At 40.2% G+C, this 18,842-nt stretch carries 21 protein-coding genes; 14 read left to right on the top strand and 7 right to left on the bottom strand.

Going from position 1 to position 18,842, the window contains the following annotated elements:
* Nucleotides 1-113: 113 nt before the first annotated feature.
* A complete protein-coding gene (locus MHB66_RS10325; protein ID WP_046311551.1) occupies nt 114-968 on the bottom strand; it encodes a polysaccharide deacetylase family protein in 855 nt (284 codons plus the stop codon).
* A gap of 573 nt (nt 969-1,541) precedes the next feature.
* Here MHB66_RS10325 and MHB66_RS10320 point away from each other — a divergent pair.
* The 6 genes from MHB66_RS10320 (at nt 1,542) to MHB66_RS10295 (ending at nt 8,516) form a co-directional block, all read left to right on the top strand.
* Nucleotides 1,542-2,636: a 3-oxoacyl-[acyl-carrier-protein] synthase III C-terminal domain-containing protein gene (locus MHB66_RS10320; protein WP_046311549.1), complete on the top strand. Its 1,095-nt coding sequence runs from the start codon at nt 1,542-1,544 to the stop codon at nt 2,634-2,636.
* Nucleotides 2,637-2,638: 2 nt separating this feature from the next.
* Nucleotides 2,639-3,148: an isoprenylcysteine carboxylmethyltransferase family protein gene (locus MHB66_RS10315; protein WP_046311546.1), complete on the top strand. Its 510-nt coding sequence runs from the start codon at nt 2,639-2,641 to the stop codon at nt 3,146-3,148.
* A 64-nt stretch (nt 3,149-3,212) separates the two neighbouring features.
* The gene (gene fbpC / locus MHB66_RS10310; RefSeq protein ID WP_306299200.1) at nt 3,213-3,320 is read left to right on the top strand and encodes a Fur-regulated basic protein FbpC; all 108 of its coding nucleotides are present in this window, start codon (nt 3,213-3,215) and stop codon (nt 3,318-3,320) included.
* A 133-nt stretch (nt 3,321-3,453) separates the two neighbouring features.
* Nucleotides 3,454-7,047: a dynamin family protein gene (locus tag MHB66_RS10305; protein ID WP_046311544.1), complete on the top strand. Its 3,594-nt coding sequence runs from the start codon at nt 3,454-3,456 to the stop codon at nt 7,045-7,047.
* A 40-nt stretch (nt 7,048-7,087) separates the two neighbouring features.
* Entirely contained in the window at nt 7,088-7,351 is a 264-nt protein-coding gene (locus MHB66_RS10300) for a YpbS family protein (protein WP_024422753.1), read from the top strand.
* A 277-nt stretch (nt 7,352-7,628) separates the two neighbouring features.
* Nucleotides 7,629-8,516, top strand: a complete 888-nt coding sequence (locus MHB66_RS10295) for a 5'-3' exonuclease (RefSeq protein WP_024428128.1) — start codon at nt 7,629-7,631, stop codon at nt 8,514-8,516.
* A 14-nt stretch (nt 8,517-8,530) separates the two neighbouring features.
* Here the strand turns inward: MHB66_RS10295 and MHB66_RS10290 are convergent, their stop codons facing one another.
* The 3 genes from MHB66_RS10290 to MHB66_RS10280 are packed head-to-tail and all read right to left on the bottom strand — an operon-like array spanning nt 8,531 to nt 9,785.
* The gene (locus MHB66_RS10290) at nt 8,531-8,656 is read right to left on the bottom strand and encodes a hypothetical protein (protein ID WP_003215584.1); all 126 of its coding nucleotides are present in this window, start codon (nt 8,654-8,656) and stop codon (nt 8,531-8,533) included.
* A gap of 42 nt (nt 8,657-8,698) precedes the next feature.
* Nucleotides 8,699-9,094: a reverse transcriptase-like protein gene (locus MHB66_RS10285; RefSeq protein ID WP_024428129.1), complete on the bottom strand. Its 396-nt coding sequence runs from the start codon at nt 9,092-9,094 to the stop codon at nt 8,699-8,701.
* Nucleotide 9,095: 1 nt separating this feature from the next.
* Nucleotides 9,096-9,785 (bottom strand): queuosine precursor transporter, encoded by a 690-nt coding sequence (locus tag MHB66_RS10280; RefSeq protein WP_024422750.1) that lies wholly within the window; start codon nt 9,783-9,785, stop codon nt 9,096-9,098.
* Nucleotides 9,786-9,879: 94 nt separating this feature from the next.
* Between MHB66_RS10280 and MHB66_RS10275 the strand changes: the two genes are divergently transcribed.
* The 3 genes from MHB66_RS10275 to MHB66_RS10265 all read left to right on the top strand — a co-directional run bounded on the left by MHB66_RS10275 (nt 9,880) and on the right by MHB66_RS10265 (nt 11,090).
* Nucleotides 9,880-10,551 carry a ribonuclease H family protein gene (locus MHB66_RS10275; RefSeq protein WP_024428130.1) on the top strand — a complete coding sequence of 224 codons (672 nt, stop codon included), beginning with the start codon at nt 9,880-9,882 and terminating at the stop codon, nt 10,549-10,551.
* Nucleotide 10,552: 1 nt separating this feature from the next.
* The gene (locus tag MHB66_RS10270) at nt 10,553-10,735 is read left to right on the top strand and encodes a zinc-finger domain-containing protein (protein ID WP_024422748.1); all 183 of its coding nucleotides are present in this window, start codon (nt 10,553-10,555) and stop codon (nt 10,733-10,735) included.
* A 172-nt stretch (nt 10,736-10,907) separates the two neighbouring features.
* Nucleotides 10,908-11,090 carry a hypothetical protein gene (locus MHB66_RS10265; RefSeq protein ID WP_008346368.1) on the top strand — a complete coding sequence of 61 codons (183 nt, stop codon included), beginning with the start codon at nt 10,908-10,910 and terminating at the stop codon, nt 11,088-11,090.
* Between the two features lie 51 nt (nt 11,091-11,141).
* On the opposite strand, the gene cspD is transcribed toward MHB66_RS10265, so the two are convergent.
* Nucleotides 11,142-11,342, bottom strand: a complete 201-nt coding sequence (cspD, locus tag MHB66_RS10260; RefSeq protein ID WP_003215784.1) for a cold-shock protein CspD — start codon at nt 11,340-11,342, stop codon at nt 11,142-11,144.
* A 259-nt stretch (nt 11,343-11,601) separates the two neighbouring features.
* On the opposite strand from cspD, the gene MHB66_RS10255 reads away from it, so the two are divergent.
* On the top strand, nt 11,602-12,303 hold the full coding sequence (locus MHB66_RS10255; RefSeq protein ID WP_024428131.1) for an AIM24 family protein: 702 nt from the start codon (nt 11,602-11,604) through the stop codon (nt 12,301-12,303).
* A 33-nt stretch (nt 12,304-12,336) separates the two neighbouring features.
* On the opposite strand, the gene MHB66_RS10250 is transcribed toward MHB66_RS10255, so the two are convergent.
* Nucleotides 12,337-13,488 carry a diglucosyl diacylglycerol synthase gene (locus tag MHB66_RS10250; protein WP_024422744.1) on the bottom strand — a complete coding sequence of 384 codons (1,152 nt, stop codon included), beginning with the start codon at nt 13,486-13,488 and terminating at the stop codon, nt 12,337-12,339.
* A 228-nt stretch (nt 13,489-13,716) separates the two neighbouring features.
* On the bottom strand, nt 13,717-14,625 hold the full coding sequence (gene metA, locus MHB66_RS10245) for a homoserine O-succinyltransferase (RefSeq protein WP_024428133.1): 909 nt from the start codon (nt 14,623-14,625) through the stop codon (nt 13,717-13,719).
* 139 nt (nt 14,626-14,764) lie between these two features.
* On the opposite strand from metA, the gene MHB66_RS10240 reads away from it, so the two are divergent.
* From MHB66_RS10240 to MHB66_RS10225, 4 genes are all read left to right on the top strand, one after another.
* Entirely contained in the window at nt 14,765-16,447 is a 1,683-nt protein-coding gene (locus tag MHB66_RS10240; protein ID WP_046311538.1) for a formate--tetrahydrofolate ligase, read from the top strand.
* A gap of 74 nt (nt 16,448-16,521) precedes the next feature.
* The gene (locus MHB66_RS10235; protein WP_024428135.1) at nt 16,522-17,004 is read left to right on the top strand and encodes a glutathione peroxidase; all 483 of its coding nucleotides are present in this window, start codon (nt 16,522-16,524) and stop codon (nt 17,002-17,004) included.
* Between the two features lie 13 nt (nt 17,005-17,017).
* Nucleotides 17,018-17,629 (top strand): HD domain-containing protein, encoded by a 612-nt coding sequence (locus MHB66_RS10230; RefSeq protein WP_227001666.1) that lies wholly within the window; start codon nt 17,018-17,020, stop codon nt 17,627-17,629.
* A 30-nt stretch (nt 17,630-17,659) separates the two neighbouring features.
* Nucleotides 17,660-18,796, top strand: a complete 1,137-nt coding sequence (locus MHB66_RS10225) for a conserved virulence factor C family protein (RefSeq protein WP_046311536.1) — start codon at nt 17,660-17,662, stop codon at nt 18,794-18,796.
* Nucleotides 18,797-18,842 lie beyond the last annotated feature (46 nt).

Raw genomic sequence — 18,842 nt, 5'->3', positions numbered from 1 at the left:
AGCTTGATAAAAAACCTTTGAAGTCCTAGGATCCTAGGAAGGAGCGTGTGAGGGTTTGTCTACAAGCTGAAAGCCCGCATCTTTTGGATACGGGCTTTTTGTGATTAGCACTATTAATGTTGTACCGGCGGCATTGTTTCGTTAATGACTGCAAATGTATAGCCCCTTGCTTTTAGCTGTATAATCAGGCTATCTAAATAGTTTGTGGTAGAGGGTTGATCATGCATTAATATAACTTTTGGTTCCCATGGTTTATTTTTCTCAAACATTTGCAATTGATTCAATACCTCTGGAACATATTGTGAGTTTTTATATCTCCAGTCAAGACTATCAATCGTCCAGTCCCAGTAAATAAAGCCATTTTGGTTTAAACGTACTTTTTGATGATATGTTAAATTTGGAACACTGCCAAAGGGGGTTCTTACAAGACGGCTGTAGACGCCTGTAACAGAGGCAAGAATACGCTGAGCTTCTATCATTTCATTTGCTGGAGACTCGCTGTTCTGATAAAAGAGGTTTATATCATGCGTCATGCCATGAAGACCTAATTGATGTCCTTCTTGATAAAGTCTTTTCACAGCTGATTGGTGTGCTTGGATTTGCGGTCCAAGCATGAAGAACGTCGCCTTCACGTGATGTGCTTTTAATACATTTAACAGCTGATTTGATGTAGCAGAAGGACCATCATCAAATGTTAAAAAGACTGTTTTATTCGTTGCCTGTTGGTTTGGATTGGTCTTAAAATGTGTATCCAATGTTCTTGTAGACTGATCTTTTGCTTTCAGACTGATGCTTGTGTCACGGAAGTCACTGCTGGCAGCATTTTTTGCTTGCCCATTGGTCGCCTGCAAATGGGGTTTAGACATATCCCAGATAAAAAAGAGAAACAGTGTAAGAAGCACTAAACCAATTACCTTTGAGAGAAGTATCGTGTTGTAGGGTGTCTTTTTTTTGGAAACCTTTTTCATTACAATCACTCCAGTCAATTAAATTTTGAGCCGAACCATGTTGTAGATTCTTTCTTTTTTCACTGTTTTTCCTGGTACTCATATTGATTAAATATATAGTGGAAAAAATCCTTTTTATATAGAAAATTCAAATGAATTAGAAATTTATGGTTGTTACTTTGTGTTGATCAGCAAAAAAAGGTGATCCATTCATGTTTAAATAAAATCATTCTGAATAATGATCGAAACGTTAATATTTATACGCTAAGATAGCAGCAGATTTGACCATTAATTCGAAGCGAAAGGGAGATTCCGTATGAAAGTGTTGTATAAGTAAAGGGGGGGTGTCTACGTTCTGAACACTTCTCTTTTAGAGGTGTTTTTTTGCATAAAAAAAGCAGGTTCGCTTGGCTTAGAACGAACCTGTGAAGGAGGAAAACTACATCATGTTTTCACCTATATTATCCAATATTTATCAATTGTCGTCAAGACAAAAAGTTAGCCGGAGGAAAATATTTTGACTGAATTGTGACGTTTTGGCATGTATATCCTTTTTTCGATAGGGGATATTAATCGAAAAAAGAGGTGAAGCCGATGGCGTACATTCTTTCTGTTGGAACGAGTCTGCCAAAACATCATGTGGATCAGAAAAAGGCGGCTGATTTTGCTAGATCCCAATTTAAACGATCGTTTAAAGATATCGACCGGCTGCTGAGAGCTTTTCAAAACGGAGAAATCGAGAGCAGACAGTTTGTGCAGCCAATTGAATGGTATCAGACGCACCACTCTTTTGAGGAGAAAAACAATCTCTATTTGGAAAAAGCATTGGCTCATGCAAAAGAAGCGGTCATACACTGTCTTCATGAGAAGGCGTTCCTGAAAAAACCGATTCCGTTTGAAGAGATCGATGCATTGTTTTTTATTTCAAGCACCGGACTTTCGACACCAAGTCTTGATGCAAAACTGATGAATGTTCTTCCTTTTTCGCCTTATACGAAACGAGTGCCGATCTGGGGATTAGGGTGCGGGGGCGGAGCGGCAGGGTTGTCCCGTGCTTACGAATACATAAGGGCATTTCCAGAAGCAAAGGTGCTGGTTGTCGCCTGTGAACTGTGCAGTTTAACTTTCCAGCCGCAAGATCAATCAAAAAGCAATTTAATCGGGACATCTTTGTTCGGAGACGGGACAGCAGCATTACTCTTAACTGGACAAAAAGGTGTATCAGAATATACCCATCTAAAAACAGTCCCTAAAGTGATTGGTACACAATCCGTCACAATGAAAGAGTCTGAGGATGTAATGGGCTGGGAATTTACAAGTGACGGATTTCGGGTTATTTTCTCCCGTGACATTCCTTCCATTATTTCCGGCTGGTTAAAAGAGCAGGTTGATCAATTTTTAGAGCAGCAAGGGTATTCGGCAGAAGATCTATCAGTTTTTCTTGCCCATCCTGGAGGAAAAAAAGTGATTGACGCCTATATTGAAAGTCTATCCTTACAAGAGGATCAACTTTTTTCATCAAAAGAGGTACTTAAACAACACGGGAATATGTCCTCTGCCACAGTTTTGTATGTGATCAAACATTATCTTGAACATCAATCCGCTGAAGCGGGAGATATGGGTCTTTGCGGAGCGCTTGGTCCGGGCTTTTCCTCAGAGCTGCTGCTCATGAAATGGGAGGAGGTCTAATCATGATCATTTGGCTCGTCATTGGTTTCTTCGTTTGTCAGCGGCTTATTGAAATGCTTGTGGCTAAAAGAAATGAAAAGAAAGTAAAAACGATCGGTGCCATTGAATTTGGTGCAAGTCATTATCCTTATATGGTCGCTATGCATGCGGGCTTTTTTGTCTCACTTATGGTTGAGGTATGGGGGTTAAACAGGCCGCCGTCGCGCTATTTTCTTGTGCTTCTCGTTTTCCTGCTGGCCGCACAGGTGATTCGATACTGGGCATTATGTTCTCTTGGGACGTATTGGAATACAAAGATTTTAGTTGTACCAAATGCGATGATGGTGAAAAAAGGACCTTATCGCTGGTTAAAGCATCCTAACTATGTCGTGGTGGCGATTGAGCTTTTGCTGATCCCGCTTTTGTTTAATGCTTATTTTACCGCCATTTTGTTCACATGTTTAAATGCATGGATGATGGGTGTGAGAATTCAAACAGAAGAGAAAGCGCTCAATCAGTATTTGTTAAATTAATATTGAAAATCATTATCAATTGTGATACACTTTCATTAATGATAAGCATTCTCAATCACGAAGGATGGACGGTGATCACATGACAATGGTTTTCTTACTCGGTACGGTCTGTGTATACAGCCTATTAATTGGCTTCGTATTAAAAGGTGTCTCTAAAAAATCTGCTTCCTGATCGCAGTCAATTGCGACTGATCGGGAAGCAGATTTTTTTTATTTCCTCAGATCAGAAGAAAAATCTCTTCATTTTGTGTAAAATGGTATCACATACATAACTGACTTTTCTAAAAACAAAGGGGTTTATCGTCATGGAAGACTTGTCTATTCGAGATTCGCTCGTTCAAACTACAGGTGCTTTATATCAAAGCCTTCTTAAAAGGGATGATCATGAACGCGCAGCCAAACTTGCATCAATTATCAAAAAGGAAGCAGAAGAAGAAGTGTATATCGCATTTACCGGCCACTATTCAGCTGGAAAGTCATCTCTTGTGAATCATCTGCTTCATGATCACATCCTGCCAACGAGTCCAATTCCAACAAGTGCCAACTTGGTCGTCGTGAGGAAGGGGAAGAGTGAAGTAAAGCTTCACACCTCAGATGGCCGCTTTGCAAAAATGAGCGGTTCTTATGATAAAGAAGCAGTTCAGCGTTTTTGTAAGGATGGAGAACAGATTGAAATGGTGGAAATTAGCGGGGACTATAGAGGACTGGAAGAAAAGGTAGCAGTGATTGATACACCCGGAATTGATTCAACGGATCATGCTCACTTTTTATCTGCTGCGTCTATTCTTCATCAAGCAGATGCTCTTTTTTATGTCGTTCATTACAACCATGTTCATTCTGAGGAAAACATTCGTTTCATTCGCTCCATTAAAGAGAAAGTGCCAAATCTTTATTTCATCGTCAATCAAGTCGATCGACATGATGAGCATGAGACAGCATTTGAAGACTACAAAAATCAAGTAGTTGATATGCTTCAAAAAGAAGGCATTGAAGAAGAACATCTATACTTTACATCTGTAACCGATGAATCGCATCCAAGAAACGAAATGATTCGTTTAATCGAGAAACTGCAAGAATTACAAACATTGCCGAAAGCATCGCTTCGCGCCTATACCGAGCAGAAAATAGAGCATGTTTTAAAAGAACATATTGACTCATTAAAAGAAGAGCTGCAGGAAGAGGATCTGGATTTACAGCTTCAAGAAAAAAGAAAAGAAGTGAAGGAACTTGAAGCGAGAAGCAGCTTCATTGAAAATGGAGCAAAACAGTTAGAAGATGAAGTGTCTTCTGAAGTCGAGAACATTTTAAAAAATGCAAATCTAACCCCATTTAAAATGAGGGAGCTCGCAAGTGATTATATTGAATCGAAAGCACCTGGCTTTAAGGTAGGTCTGCTGTTCGCTAAAAATAAAACCGAGCAGGAAAAAGAAAAGCGGGCGAACGAGTTCTTAGCAGATGTCAAAGCAAGAATGAAAGCAGAAGTAGACTGGCATATTGCTGAGCTGCTCAAAAAAGAAGTCAAGAAACATCAGCTTGGTGAAGAGCTATTAAATCAAGTGATGGCATTTGAAACACCTGTAGAAGAATCACTGCTTGAAAACGTGATCCATCACGGTGCGACATTTTCAAATGAATACGTTTTGCAATATGCAAAAGATGCGGGTGAAGCACTGAAAAGACAGACGAAACAGAAAGCAATACCATTGATTGAACAAATGACCGAGATGCTGAAAACCCAGCTCATGAATGAAGAGGGAAAGCACCAAGAAAAATGGACCCAGGCAGCTCAGGAGCTCCAAGCGCTGGAGCAATACATGGAAAAAAATGATCACATCAGAAGAGATATTGAACATATATGGGATATATGGCAAAACGGAACAAATGAGCAGGTTGAAGAAGATTGGTTTTATGCGAAAAAACATTGTGTACAGCATGACGAGCTAAAGCAGCATCAAACGTCAACTCATACGGAAGAAATCGAGAAAGAAAATCAGCAGACAGAGCTTGATCAAATGCGTCAATCACAGCACATCACGACAGCGCAGTCGATTGGCCAGTTTGAGCAGCTTTCTCAAATGTTAATGCCATTAAACGCGCTTGAGTCTCAAAGAAAGTCTTTTGAAAAACGAACAAAGCGGCTGCAAGCGAAGGAATTTACACTCGCCTTATTCGGTGCTTTTAGTTCGGGGAAATCTTCGTTTGCCAATGCCCTTGTTGGGAGAAAGGTGCTGCCATCATCTCCTACACCAACGACGGCCACGATCAATAAGCTGACGCGGCCGACAGAAGACCATCCGCATGAAAGTGTGAAAGTGGTGTTCAAAACCGAGCAGGAAATATTAGAGGAGCTCGATCAAATTCTCGGTTATTCTATAACAGAAGAAAAGGGAGATACGTTTCAAGCGAAACTCGAGCGAACGCTGAAAAAAAGAGAGCTTGAACAGGATCACCGCATCATTGTTGACCATTTTTTAAACGCTCATGAAAAGTTCCGTGATTCGATTCAAAAACAAACGCCGCTCAATGTCACCCTGCAAGAATTAAAGCCATATGTGGCGGAAGAGGCTGTTTCTTGTGTGGTGAAGGAAGTGACGGTCTATTTAAGTACACCTTTAACAGATAAAGGACTGACGATTGTTGATACACCAGGCGCCAGCAGTATGAATAAACGTCACACAGAGATTGCCTTTCAATATATGAAGGATGCTGATGCCCTTCTTTATTTAACTTACTACCAGCATTCTTTCTCAAAAGCAGACCGGTCATTTTTACGTAAACTCGGGCTTGTAAAAGATTCATTTAGCATGGATAAAATGTTTTTTATTATCAATGCAGCTGACCTCGCAAAGGATCAAGCAGAGCTTGAAACCGTCTTTGACTATGTGAAAAATGAGCTCACAAAAGAAGGCATCCGGCATCCAAACCTTCATCACGTATCGAGTAAGGAAGAGATCGAAGGAAAGGGACAGTCGCCTTATAACCAGTATGCACAGCTTAGAACACAGCTCGACTATTTTATTGAGGAAGAATTAACGAAAGATGCGATTGAGCTTCTGTATTTTGAAGCTAGTACATTATGTAGAACAGTTGACAAGCTGCATGAGACGCTGCATCAGTCGGAAGATGAAAAGCAAGCAGAAAAGAAAAAGATAAACACATCCTATGAAGCGATCGTTGATCAAATGAGCTATATTAAACGATCTAAGTTAGTAACAGAAAGTGTGAAAAAGGACTTGCACGAACAGCTTTACCACATTGTTCAGCGCTTGTCACTTTATGCTAATGATCTGTTAAAGACAGCCTTTTATCCTGGAATATCTCAAGGGGACTTCAGACAGGAGTTGAAAAAAGCGCTTGAACAGGCGCTAAAGGATTATGAATTTGAATTTGTACAGGAGATAAAAGCGCTTGATATTCGAATGGAATCGTTTATCACTCAATATTTCAAAGAGGAGTGGGAGAAAGGATTACAGGCTGCGTGTGCAGAAGATCCTTACTTTTCTCTCCGGCTGTCGCCGCCAGATGAGAAAAATGCCGAGCTGAAACAAATTGAAGTGGAAGCGGACCTGACGCCGTTTGAGCCGCTCTTAAAGAAGCAAAAATCAGCGAAATCTTTCTTTGAACAGAACGGGAAGGCAGCGTTTATAGAAGCGATTCGAGATGTTCTTTTCCAGTTAACGACGAAATGGGCAGATAAAGAAAAAGAAGAACTACAGAGCAGATACGATATGATGGTGAAGACCTTTACTAAAAGATATGAAACAGAAGCGCTCAAGCAGCTGAGTGAACAAAAACAAACATTTATCATGAGCTTAACGACAGATGCGAAAGAGCAGGCGATGATAGAACAAGTATACAAGCAAACAAATGAATGGAAGAACCAGTTGAAAACCATTTGATTCATGATAGACTATATAAAAAGAAAGCAGTTGATAAAAAATGACGAGCGTACACGAAGAAATTTCCGCACATTCACAAAAACAGAATGCTCATATCAAGTCGTTTCTTGCGCTTGAGCAGAAAAGAGAGCAGGCAATAGAGACTGCTGTTTTGAAGTGTGAGCAAAACGAGCCATTTACAACTGACGAGATCAATGAAATTACTTCGAAGATGAATGAGCTTGCACGAGGCGGAATTGTTCCGCTGCGTAAGCATGTCACGATTGATATGGTCAGGGAGTATGTCGAACGAAAACAGAAGTAAAGAGTAACTTTCTCTTTTTTGGTCATCTTAACAAGTGAACCGAGAAAGGGGAATGATGATGGAAAAAAAACAGCATGCAAAAAAGCAGGATGAGCGTCACCCTAAACAAAAAGAGATGCCGTCCTACGCAGAAGCAGAATCGAAAAAAATGCAATACGGTCAAAAGTAATCTCCAGGTGCCACTTCTTTTCCAAAAGAAGAAGGCGCCTTTTTTATGTCGAATTCTATGTTCTATGATAGAATAGGAGTATTGTTTTGAAAAAGGGAGTTTATAAGAATGAATAAACACGTATTGCTTGTTGATGGCATGGCGCTTCTATTCAGATCGTTTTATGCAACGGCTGTCCATCGAAATTTTATGATAAATGATCACGGTGTCCCGACGAATGGAGTAAATGGCTATTTGAAGCATTTATTAACCGCTGTTCAAACATTTGAGCCAACCCATATTGTTTGCTGCTGGGATATGGGAAGCCAAACATACCGAAATGAATTGTTTCAAGATTATAAAGCAAATCGAGGAGAGGCACCTGTCGAGCTTATTCCGCAATTCGATTTAGCAAAGGAAGCGACAGAAGAACTAGGAATTGTAAACGTTGGTATAAAGGGCTTTGAGGCAGATGATTGTATCGGCACGCTGGCGGCAGTCTATCAGAATGAAGCACGTGTGACTGTCCTAACTGGGGACAGAGATTTGCTGCAAATATTGAATGAACAAGTGACGGTTGCTCTAATGCAAAAAGGAATCGGGAACTATAAACATTATACTAAAGCTTTATTTGAAGAGGAAATGGGCATCTCTCCAAAGGCGCTGATCGATATGAAAGCACTTATGGGGGATTCAAGTGATAATTACCCAGGCGTCAAAGGAATCGGAGAAAAAACAGCATTAAAATTTATTCAAACATATCAAACCATTGACGGATTATTAGAAAATGTTCATGAACTAACGGCTGCCCAGCAAAAGAAAATGCAAGCAGGATTAGAAGATTTGAAGCTTTCTCGTTTATTGGCAGAGATCAAATGTGATGTCCCGCTGAGCTGTCCAATTGATGAGACGAAGGTGAACATCAATCAAGAACGGGCTGCTGCCATGCTGCGATACCATCAAATCAAAGGAATTGAACCGATGGTGAATCGTTTAAGTAAAATAGAGATCAGCTAAGCTGATCCCTAAATTCATCTTTTTGTATTGCTTTTCTTCGCTCTATTTTCGAGCTGAGATAGTGGCTGCTTATCTTTTGTTTGCGCATCACCTTGAGGCGTTGTCCCATTTGTGACACGACCTTTATTTTCTTTATCCAATCAGTATCACCTCATACATTAGCATAACCGAAAAAAAGCGATTCATCCTTTAGAAAGGTGAATCGCTTTTCTAGCGAGCTGATCAGCTACATGATTTTCCTTGCTTGGAATCCACTTAATGAAAAATAAATCAAACTGGCTTTGAAGCTCGATCATCTCTTTTATAAAATGCTGAAAGGCTGGATTTTTAGCAAATCCTGCATTGGCTGCACGGTCAACTACCTGTGAATCTGTTCGAAACGAAACGGATCGCAGTCCTTTTTCTACGCAGATTTTCATCCCTTCAATGAGAGCGGAAAATTCTGCTTCGTGATTGCTCATTGATCCAAGAGGAATCGAGAAAGATTCTGCCTTTCCATCATATTTAATGAAAATGCCGATGCCAGAAGGACCCGGATTACCTGCGCTAGCACCATCAATGTATATTTCAGCTGGCAATTTATTTCACCCTTTCATCAAGCGGAACCATTTTTTTCGCTGCATACGCGTATGGTGTCGCAATCGCGGCGACGATAAATTTAATCACATAAGTCGTGATGAAGATCTCGATCCATACATGAAATGGATAGGTGCCAAGAAAGGCAATTGTTGTGAAGATCAGTGTATCAAGCAGCTGGCTGATCATCGTACTTCCAGCGTTGCGCACCCAGAGCGCACCATCGGAAGGAAATATCCGGCGAATAAACGAATATACATAAACATCTAACATTTGACTGATGATATAAGCAGCAAGACTGCCAAGTGCGACCCTTGGCATAAAGCCAAAAATGGTTTCCAGGGATGTTTGAGAAATGTCGGATGGAGCGGGATGGAAAAGTAAAGCCTCCTGCATGACAACGGTTAGTGTTAAAAGAGTGGCAAAACCAATCCAGACAGCTTTTCTCGCCTCATTTTGTCCATATTTTTCATTCAATACGTCCGTTGCAAAGAATACACTGCCGTATAAAATGTTTCCAAGTGTTGCCGTTAAGCCAAACAATTCAACGGTTTTGACCACTTGTAAATTTGCAGCAACCGTCGCAAAGCCAATCCAGACGAAAAGGCCCATCTTGCCAAATCCTTTATAAAATAGAAGAACAATGATAAAATTAATGATCGCAAATAAGATCCAAATACCTTCATTAAACAAGTGACATGAACTTCCTTTCTCATTGTGAAATGTAACTTTTTGATTATAGCATAACGAACGTTTACCTTAAAAGTACGGGAAGGCGATGTGATCAATGAAATTAAGAGCACACTATACAATGAAAGTGAAATCGATTGGGTCCATTGCTTTTTTCCAAGAAGATTGGATGGAGCTAAAAGAGGCCTTGATTTTAGCAAAACATATCGATAAAAAAGAACCACAGTCACTCCTATCATTTGAAGATGAAAAAGGGGCGATGTGGTCTATTAAAGAACTTGAAAAGCTAAATGAAGAACTAAAGCTTGAACCTGATCAGCTTCAGGTCTATTTTGATGCAAGTTTTCACAAAGAAACAGGCGACTCTGGTCTTGGGGTTGTCGTTTACTATAAGCTCGGAGAAGATGCTTATCGTTTGAGAAAAAATCAGCCCTTCCAAGGAATCACCAATAATGAAGCAGAGTATGCAGCTTTATTTGAGGCTGTCAAAGCTTTAAAAGACCTTGGAGCAAGCAGAAATTCTGTCACGATTAGAGGCGATTCACTTGTTGTCATGAATCAGTTAAAAGGAGAATGGCCTTGTTATGATGATATACATAACAAATGGCTCGACCGGATTGAAGCGGCTTTAAAGGAGCTGAGGCTTACGCCAACATATGAAGTCATCGATCGTAAACAAAATGCAGAAGCGGATCAGCTTGCAAGGCAGATGCTTGCAGACGTTCCAATTGAAAGTAAATTGAAATTAGAAGCAGACGGAGCTGAATAATGTGGATAAAAAAACAGCAGTACAAGAATTGACGGATCTCCAAGACACGTATTGTTCAGATTGTTTGATTAAGAAGCACTTTCGAAAAGAATATGGAAAAAAATACGCCCACTCCTTTTGTATTCAGCAATGCACAGTAGGAGAGAAAATAAAAGAATACGGACAGACGCTGCTTAAAAAGTAAGCGGCTGCCGCCCCGGTTTTCCCTGCTCAAACATCCGCTCATGAAAAAAAACGGATAGAATGTGTAAAAAGAGAACATATTCTGAAAAATGAGCCGATATAACTATAGAAAGTTTTGGTTGAGTTACTTTTTGACTAAGTGACGGATAATAGAGGAAAAGGGGAAGGCCGGCATGGATAATAAGGATTTCGAAACGGTATTACATCGAACATTTCAAGAGGTATACAGCGATCTAGAGCAGCTAGTAGATGTAGCAAAGAAGGGAAGACCTTTTCTCGAAAAAGATATTTCTGAAATTGAACAACGACTGAAGCAAAATATTTTAGCAATTGAAATTCAGCTGAAAATCAAATAAGAGAGGCATATGCCTCTCTTTATTTTGTCGTTTCATCATTGATTTAGTTGATTAGATTTTTGTTACGTTTGCAGCTTGAGGTCCACGATTACCTTCAACGATTTCAAAAGAAACTTCTTGTCCTTCTTCTAAAGACTTGTAGCCGTCACCTTCGATAGCTGTGAAGTGAACGAATACATCGTCTCCGCCTTCAACTTCAATGAAGCCGAAACCTTTTTCATTATTGAACCATTTTACTTTACCGTTTTGCATATTGCTTTTTCCTCCTAGTACTGTAGCACACCTTTTGGCATACTAAAAAAAATTTTCATCACCTAACGACTTTGCAGTTGTTAAATGATGGTTCCACTATACACCATCAAAAGTAAAGCGTCAAGCAGGCGAGCCAAATTTTGAGCAGAATGTTTGATTTTTTTGTTTTTTTGGTGAATAACAATGAAATATAAAACGTTTTCGGAACCTCACGTGCAGCTTGTCCGTATATAAAAAAAATACAGAAAGAGGTGCAATCATGAATCGTTATACACTTGAAGAATTTGTTCAGAATACGCAGCAAGAAGATAAAGGAGAAGGGGTCTTCGAACTTGAAACACCAAGACTTTTAGAAATTAATTTGACTGACACGATTTGGGCAAAAACGGGTTCCATGGTTTCCTATCGAGGGAAAATCAAATTTGAACGTGAAGGTGTTTTTGAGCACGGCGTCTCCAAGATGTTCAAAAAAATGCTTTCAGGAGAAGGCACCTCACTAATGAAGGCGACAGGTGATGGGAAATTATACGTGGCAGATCAAGGTAAAAAAATCTCGATTCTTCGTTTGGCTCAAGGAGAATCCATTTTTGTGAATGGAAACGACCTGCTTGCGTTTGAACCATCTGTCCGCTGGGATATCAAATTGATGAAAAAAGTATCTGGTATGCTTGCAGGTGGATTATTTAATGTCAAATTAGAAGGGGCGGGCTTAGTTGCAATCACAAGTCATTATGAGCCGCTGACACTCATTGTTCAGCCGGGTGATTCTGTTTATACAGATCCGAATGCGACTGTTGCGTGGTCAGGGGATTTAAAAACTGAATTTGTGACAGATGTTTCCTTTAAAACGTTTATTGGCAGGGGAAGCGGAGAGTCCATTCAAATGAAGTTTACCGGAAGCGGCTTTGTTGTCGTTCAGCCGTTTGAAGAAGTATACACAACAAATGGAAATCAAGGGTGAGGAAAAAGGTGTCCGTCAATGACGGACACCTTTTTATGATAATGCGCGAGCATATGTTTTGTTATTCATGATGAGATCTGACTGCTCAACGATATCTTCCAAAATGGTTTGAGAAGATTGTTTTAAGTGCAGTTTTTTCATGTTTTGTTTCATTGTTTCTAATTTTTCTTCGTCCTGCAGCAAGTTGGTCACAGATTCTAAAATGTCTTCATGTCGGTTAATGACAATGGCAGCACCATAATCCTCAAAGAAAAGAGCATTTTCCTTTTCTTGTCCAGGGACAGGCTTATAAAGAATGACCGGGACACCGATTGCAGTTGCTTCTGTTAAAGTAATGCCGCCTGGTTTTGTAATCATACAATCTGTTACTCTGAACAATTCATCAATTTGTTCCACATATCCAAGCGCCTTCAATTGATCTGGGTGTGCTTGTTCAAGAACGCTAAGCGATTGTTTCAGCGCGGCGTTCTTTCCGCATACAACAACAATTTGTACTTCACTGTCGAGAAGCAGCGCCTCACATAATTCCTTCACATTTTTTAGTACACCGTGAGCACCGGCCATGATGAGAAGAACTTTTTTATCTGATGATAATCCATATTTCTTATAGATCATCGATTTTGGCACGTCTGCTTCAAACTGTGGTCTAATAGGAATACCTGTCACCTTGACATCGCTTGGATGTGTGCCGATTTCCACTAATTTTTGTTTCACATAATCGGTTGCAACATAGTATCGGTCGATGTTTTCATGTACCCAAATCTTATGGAGACAAAAATCTGTCATGACATTAAAAGTCGGAATCACTTTACCTGTTTTGTTTCGGTATTCTGGTACAACAATCATCGGGAATGTAATAATGATGATGTCCGGATTGTGTAACTGAATTAATTCATCGAGACGCTTATTTCCCATCTTTAAATAAATATTAAATTTGCGTTTATTGTAAATTTTATCTACACCGTAATAAAACAAGCGATAAAATTGTTTCCCAATGGAAAAGCTCTTCAAGTATAAATATTGAGTCACTTCTGACACAATGGGATTCGATTCTTGATACAAATTAGAAACTACAACATGTTCAAACCCTTGGGATTTGCATTCATCATACAGTGTTTTTGCTACCTGCATATGTCCATTTCCATAATTTGCGGTCAAGATTAATATTTTTTTATTGGTATTCAAGAATATTCACCTCAAATGTAATCAACAACAACAAAACTTCGTACGAAAACTATTAATCTCATAGGTCTACATATACATAAAGATAACATATAAACAGTTAGAGCATATCATTCGTTACGAAAGAATTAAACTAATTTTAAAAAACAAACAGATTCAATTGATAATGGAAGACAGAGCCATTTGTATTTTAACACATTTTGACGATTTATCATCAGACCACAGTCTATTTTATTCCCAAACGTATGGTGTTTCTTGATAAACATAATAATTTAGCCAATTCATAAACAATAAGGTTGCATGGGCTTTCCAGCGATTTACTGGGATTAATGTGTCACCATCTTCTATAAAATAGTGGACAGGTTTTTGGACTGTATCATGTTTCAACAAATCTCTTTCATATTCCTGCATCAATGTATCTGTATCATATTCAGGATGTCCAGTTAAAAATACTTGTTTATCATCATCTGAAACAATTAAACAAACACCCGCTTCTTCAGACATACTCAAGACTTTCAAATTCGGCGTGTTTTTTAATTGTTCTGTATTAATATCTGTATGCCTAGAATGTGGGACATAGTATACTTCATCAAAACCTCTGACTAATCTTTCTTTTTTCTCTTTCACAATATGCTCAAATACACCAAATTTTTTCTCGGGAAGCTTGATTTTTTCAATCCCGTAATGGTGATATAAACCTGCCTGTGCACCCCAGCAAATATGAAGGGTAGACGTTACATTGGTTTTACTCCAGTCCAAAATGTCCTGCAGCTCTTTCCAATAAGAAACTTCTTCAAAAGGTAAGTGCTCAATTGGTGCGCCAGTGATGATCATTCCATCAAATTTTTTATGGCGGATCGATTCAAAGGTCGTATAAAATTCATCTAGATGCTCTCTCGACGTATTCTTCGGTGTATGTGTACTTGGAATCAAAAACGTGAAGTACACTTGTAAAGGAGAATTTCCGAGCATTCTCAGCAGCTGCGTTTCAGTTTGTATTTTTTTTGGCATTAAATTTAAGATCACGATATTCAAAGGACGGATATCTTGCTTGAATGCCCTTGTCTCATCCATGACGAAAATATTTTCGCTCTCTAGTATTTGTTTTGCCGGCAGATGAACTGGTATGTTAATAGGCAACTCGCCACCCCCTGAACCAAAGCTAATTTCACTTCATTATAGGAACTTTCTGGCGATATTTCAATGTTTCAATTATGTTACAATGAAAAATAGAGCAAAAAAGAATGCTGTTTCTGTAAAAAAAGGAGGCCATTTTGTTATGATCACAAAGCATTTATCTGATATTGACATTGCCCAAAAGGCTAAGCTGAGACCGATTCAAGACATCGCAGCAAAGCTGCAAATACATGACGAAGAATTAGAATGCTATGGTTTCACAAAAGCGAAAATATCTTTGACTATTTTTGACCGTTTAAAGAAACAAAAAGAAGGACACGTGATTCTTGTCACTTCGATTAACCCTACGCCAGCAGGTGAGGGGAAATCCACGGTAACAGTCGGCCTTGGTCAAGCCTTCGAAAAAATTGGCAAAAAAGCGATCATTGCGATGCGTGAGCCATCATTAGGTCCTACAATGGGAATTAAAGGCGGTGCAGCGGGCGGAGGATATTCACAGGTGCTGCCAATGGAAGAAATCAATCTTCATTTCACAGGGGATTTTCATGCCATTACATCTGCACATAACGCCTTATCTGCATTTATTGATAACCATATCCATCACGGAAATGAACTCGGCATCGACACGCGGCGCATTGTGTGGAAGCGGGTGCTTGATTTAAACGATCGTGCATTAAGACAGGTCGTTGTCGGACTTGGCGGTCAGTTAAATGGGTATCCTAGAGAAGACGGATTTGATATTACAGTGGCTTCCGAAATGATGGCGATCCTCTGTTTAGCAGAAGACTTAAACGACTTAAAAAAACGTCTTTCTTCTATTGTTGTTGCCTATAATCAAGAAGGCGAGCCAGTCACAGTGGGAGCACTTGGATATGAAGGTGTTCTGACGTTACTTTTAAAAGATGCACTCAAACCAAACCTTGTTCAAACGATTGAAGGAACCCCAGCCCTTGTCCATGGCGGTCCTTTTGCTAATATTGCACATGGATGCAATAGTTTAATTGCAACCAAAATGGCAGCAAAATTAGCTGATTATGTCGTAACAGAAGCAGGATTCGGAGCAGATCTTGGAGCAGAAAAATTCCTCCACATTAAAACAAGAGCTGGGGATTTCAAACCTGGTGCAGTTGTCATTGTGGCGACAGTGAGAGCATTAAAGATGCATGGCGGAATGAAGAAAACCGAACTCAAAGAAGAGAATGCACACGCCGTAATAGAAGGTATACATAATTTAGAAAAGCATATTGAAACCGTGCAAGCTTTTGGACTTCCATATATCGTCGCGGTAAACCGGTTTATGACGGATACAAAAGAAGAGATTCAAGCGATAGAAGATTGGTGCGAGAAACATGGCCATCCAGTCAAAGCCGTGAATGTATGGGAAGAAGGAGGCGAAGGCGGGACAGCTCTTGCCGAGGAACTAGCAGCACTCATTGAAAAGAAAAAGAACAACTTTACCTATTTGTATGAAGAGAATGATTCCATCGAAGAAAAGTTATCTAAAGTGGCCAAAGTGGTTTACGGGGCAGATGGGGTCACGCTCACAACTAAAGCAAGAAGGCAGCTGGCTGCCATTGAAGAAAACGGCTGGGCTCATTTACCGGTTTGTATGGCAAAAACACAATATTCTCTTTCGGATGATCCAGCTTTAATCGGCAGACCTAAAGGCTTTACCATTACGATTCGAGAGTTAAAGCCGTCTGTAGGAGCAGGGTTTATTGTAGCCTTAACCGGAAGCATTTTAACAATGCCTGGATTACCTAAAAAACCCGCGGCTCTTAAAATGGATTTATTAGAAGACGGCAGTGTAACAGGACTCTTTTAAACGGGAGCATAAAAAGCGATTTTCTAAAAGAAGCATGTTACGATAGGAAAAAGTGAATCCTAGGAGGCTATGAGATGTCAATTTATGATATTCAGGTCAAGACCATTAACGGTCAGGAACAATCAATGGCAGATTATAAAGGAAAAGTGCTCATTATTGTAAATACAGCAAGCAAATGTGGGCTGACTCCTCAATTTAAACAATTACAAGAGTTATATGATCAATATCATGAAAAGGGCCTTGAAATTTTAGGATTTCCGTGTAACCAATTTATGAACCAAGAGCCAGAAGGAGAAGAAGCCATTCAAGAATTCTGTTCTTTGAATTATGGAGTGACCTTCCCTATGTTTGCGAAAGTAGATGTCAATGGCGAAGAGGCGCACCCGCTGTTCAAGCATTTAACAAGTCAAGCGAAAGGTGTGCTTGGGACAAAAACAGTGAAATGGAATTTCACAAAATTTATCGTGGACCAAGACGGAGAAGTTATTGAACGATTCTCGCCGAAAACACCACCAAAAGAATTAGAAAGCTCAATCATCGCTCTGCTCAACAAATAAGATGCTGACAGTCATGCAGCGAAAACAATTGGAGGCAGCTGCCTCCTTTGTTTCAGACAGGCTGAAGGATGAACCGACTGGACACGATGCGGCTCATGTTGCTCGTGTGCGCCAGCTTGCCGTCCGTATTGCAAATCAGGAAGGCGGCTCTCTATTTATCATCGAGATGGCAGCGATTGTACATGATGTCATTGATGAAAAGCTGTCAAGTGAATGGAAGGTCACTGAAAAGCAGCTTGAGAACCAGCTCCTTTTGTGGGAATTGGACACGCGGGATGTCCGCTATATCATGGACATCATTACAACGATGTCTTTTCGTCATCGGCATAAGCAGTTTAGGCCAATGACGTTAGAGGGGGCCATTGTTCAAGATGCCGATAGGCTGGATGCGATAGGAGCAAGCGGTATCGCTAGAGTGTTTACGTATGCTGGCGCAACAGGTGAGCCCCATTATACAGAGGACATGCAGCAGGGCTCTGTGCTAAAGCATATGGAAGAAAAACTGCTCAAATTAAAAGACTTGATGAACACTCATGCAGGAAAGCAGCTTGCTGATGAGCGGCATGAATTGATGAGTTTATTTATCAAGAAGTGGAAAGAAGAATGCGGCCTTACAGATGAGTAGGGTCTTTATGTGTGTAAGGAGGATATATCAATGAAAATAACAGCTATAGAACCAACGCCAAGTCCGAATACCATGAAGGTAATTTTGACAGAAGCACTTGCTGGCGGTAAAAGCAACAACTACAAAAAGGATCAAAAAGACGAAGCGCCAGAAATGATCAAGCGTATTTTAAGCATTGAAGGTGTAAAAGGGGTTTATCATGTTGCAGATTTCTTAGCGGTTGAGCGAAATGCAAAGTTTGACTGGCAGGGTATTTTACAACAGGTTAGAGAAGCCTTTGGACAAGAAACAGAAGGTCTTCAGGAAGGATCGCAGTCAGGCGATGACACATTTGGGGAAGTGAAAGTGTTTGTCCAAATGTTTAATGGGATTCCAATGCAGGTCAAACTGTCAGACGGTGAAAGAGAAGAGCGGTTTGGCATGCCTGAACGTTTTCAAGCAGCCATTTTAAAGCTTAGAAGCAGCTCAGACAATGTCGTGTTTGAACGTGTCTGGAAGGAACACGGCGTTCGTTTTGGAGAATTTGCTGATATCGGTCAGGAAGTCACAGAGGAGCTGCAAGCAGCCTATGATGATGAGCGTTTAGCCCGCTTAACAGAGGCAGTGAAAGAAGGGCAGGAAGCTGTAGATAGACAGGTGAACCGAAAGGCATATGATGTAACAGAAGACATGCTGCAAGAGGAAGATTGGAAAAAACGTTTTGCCCATTTAGAGCAAATGCAGCCAGAGCTAAAGGATATACCTGTTTTAATGAAAGCAATGGAGGATCCCAAAACGTCTATTCGCAGACAAGCCGTTGTGAATGCTGGCATGATTGAAGATCCTGCCATTCTGCCTATTTTATATAAAGGGCTCGAAGACAAAACAGTGACGGTCCGCAGAACGGCTGGTGACTGTATTTCTGACCTTGGTGACCCGAGTGCTATCGAAGCCATGATCGCAGCATTAAAGGACCCGAGTAAGCTCGTCCGCTGGCGTGCAGCTATGTTTCTTTATGAAGAAGGGGACGAAACGGCACTTGAAGCATTAAAAGAAGCAGAGCAAGACCCTGAGTTTGAAGTCAGTCTTCAAGTGAAAATGGCGATTGAGCGCATTGAGCATGGAGAAGAAGCAAAAGGCTCTGTATGGAAGCAAATGACAGAAAGTAGAAAGAATTCATCAGAATGATGAGAAAGATGAACAAGCTGCCAATGAAAAGCAGCTTGTTTTTCTA

Source organism: Bacillus sp. FSL L8-0167 (genome assembly GCF_038630295.1).
Taxonomy (GTDB): domain Bacteria; phylum Bacillota; class Bacilli; order Bacillales; family Bacillaceae; genus Bacillus; species Bacillus safensis.
This window is presented reverse-complemented; position numbering and strand designations above follow the sequence as displayed.

Coding starts and splice junctions, on each gene's coding strand:
- MHB66_RS10325 (WP_046311551.1), bottom strand. CDS start 968: ATGAAAAAGGTTTCCAAAAAAAAGACACCCTACAACACGATACTTCTC.
- MHB66_RS10225 (WP_046311536.1), top strand. CDS start 17,660: ATGAAAATAACAGCTATAGAACCAACGCCAAGTCCGAATACCATGAAG.
- MHB66_RS10230 (WP_227001666.1), top strand. CDS start 17,018: ATGCAGCGAAAACAATTGGAGGCAGCTGCCTCCTTTGTTTCAGACAGG.
- MHB66_RS10235 (WP_024428135.1), top strand. CDS start 16,522: ATGTCAATTTATGATATTCAGGTCAAGACCATTAACGGTCAGGAACAA.
- MHB66_RS10295 (WP_024428128.1), top strand. CDS start 7,629: ATGAATAAACACGTATTGCTTGTTGATGGCATGGCGCTTCTATTCAGA.
- MHB66_RS10265 (WP_008346368.1), top strand. CDS start 10,908: ATGGATAATAAGGATTTCGAAACGGTATTACATCGAACATTTCAAGAG.
- MHB66_RS10305 (WP_046311544.1), top strand. CDS start 3,454: ATGGAAGACTTGTCTATTCGAGATTCGCTCGTTCAAACTACAGGTGCT.
- MHB66_RS10320 (WP_046311549.1), top strand. CDS start 1,542: ATGGCGTACATTCTTTCTGTTGGAACGAGTCTGCCAAAACATCATGTG.
- cspD (WP_003215784.1), bottom strand. CDS start 11,342: ATGCAAAACGGTAAAGTAAAATGGTTCAATAATGAAAAAGGTTTCGGC.
- MHB66_RS10240 (WP_046311538.1), top strand. CDS start 14,765: ATGATCACAAAGCATTTATCTGATATTGACATTGCCCAAAAGGCTAAG.
- MHB66_RS10255 (WP_024428131.1), top strand. CDS start 11,602: ATGAATCGTTATACACTTGAAGAATTTGTTCAGAATACGCAGCAAGAA.
- MHB66_RS10315 (WP_046311546.1), top strand. CDS start 2,639: ATGATCATTTGGCTCGTCATTGGTTTCTTCGTTTGTCAGCGGCTTATT.
- fbpC (WP_306299200.1), top strand. CDS start 3,213: ATGGACGGTGATCACATGACAATGGTTTTCTTACTCGGTACGGTCTGT.
- MHB66_RS10275 (WP_024428130.1), top strand. CDS start 9,880: ATGAAATTAAGAGCACACTATACAATGAAAGTGAAATCGATTGGGTCC.
- MHB66_RS10300 (WP_024422753.1), top strand. CDS start 7,088: ATGACGAGCGTACACGAAGAAATTTCCGCACATTCACAAAAACAGAAT.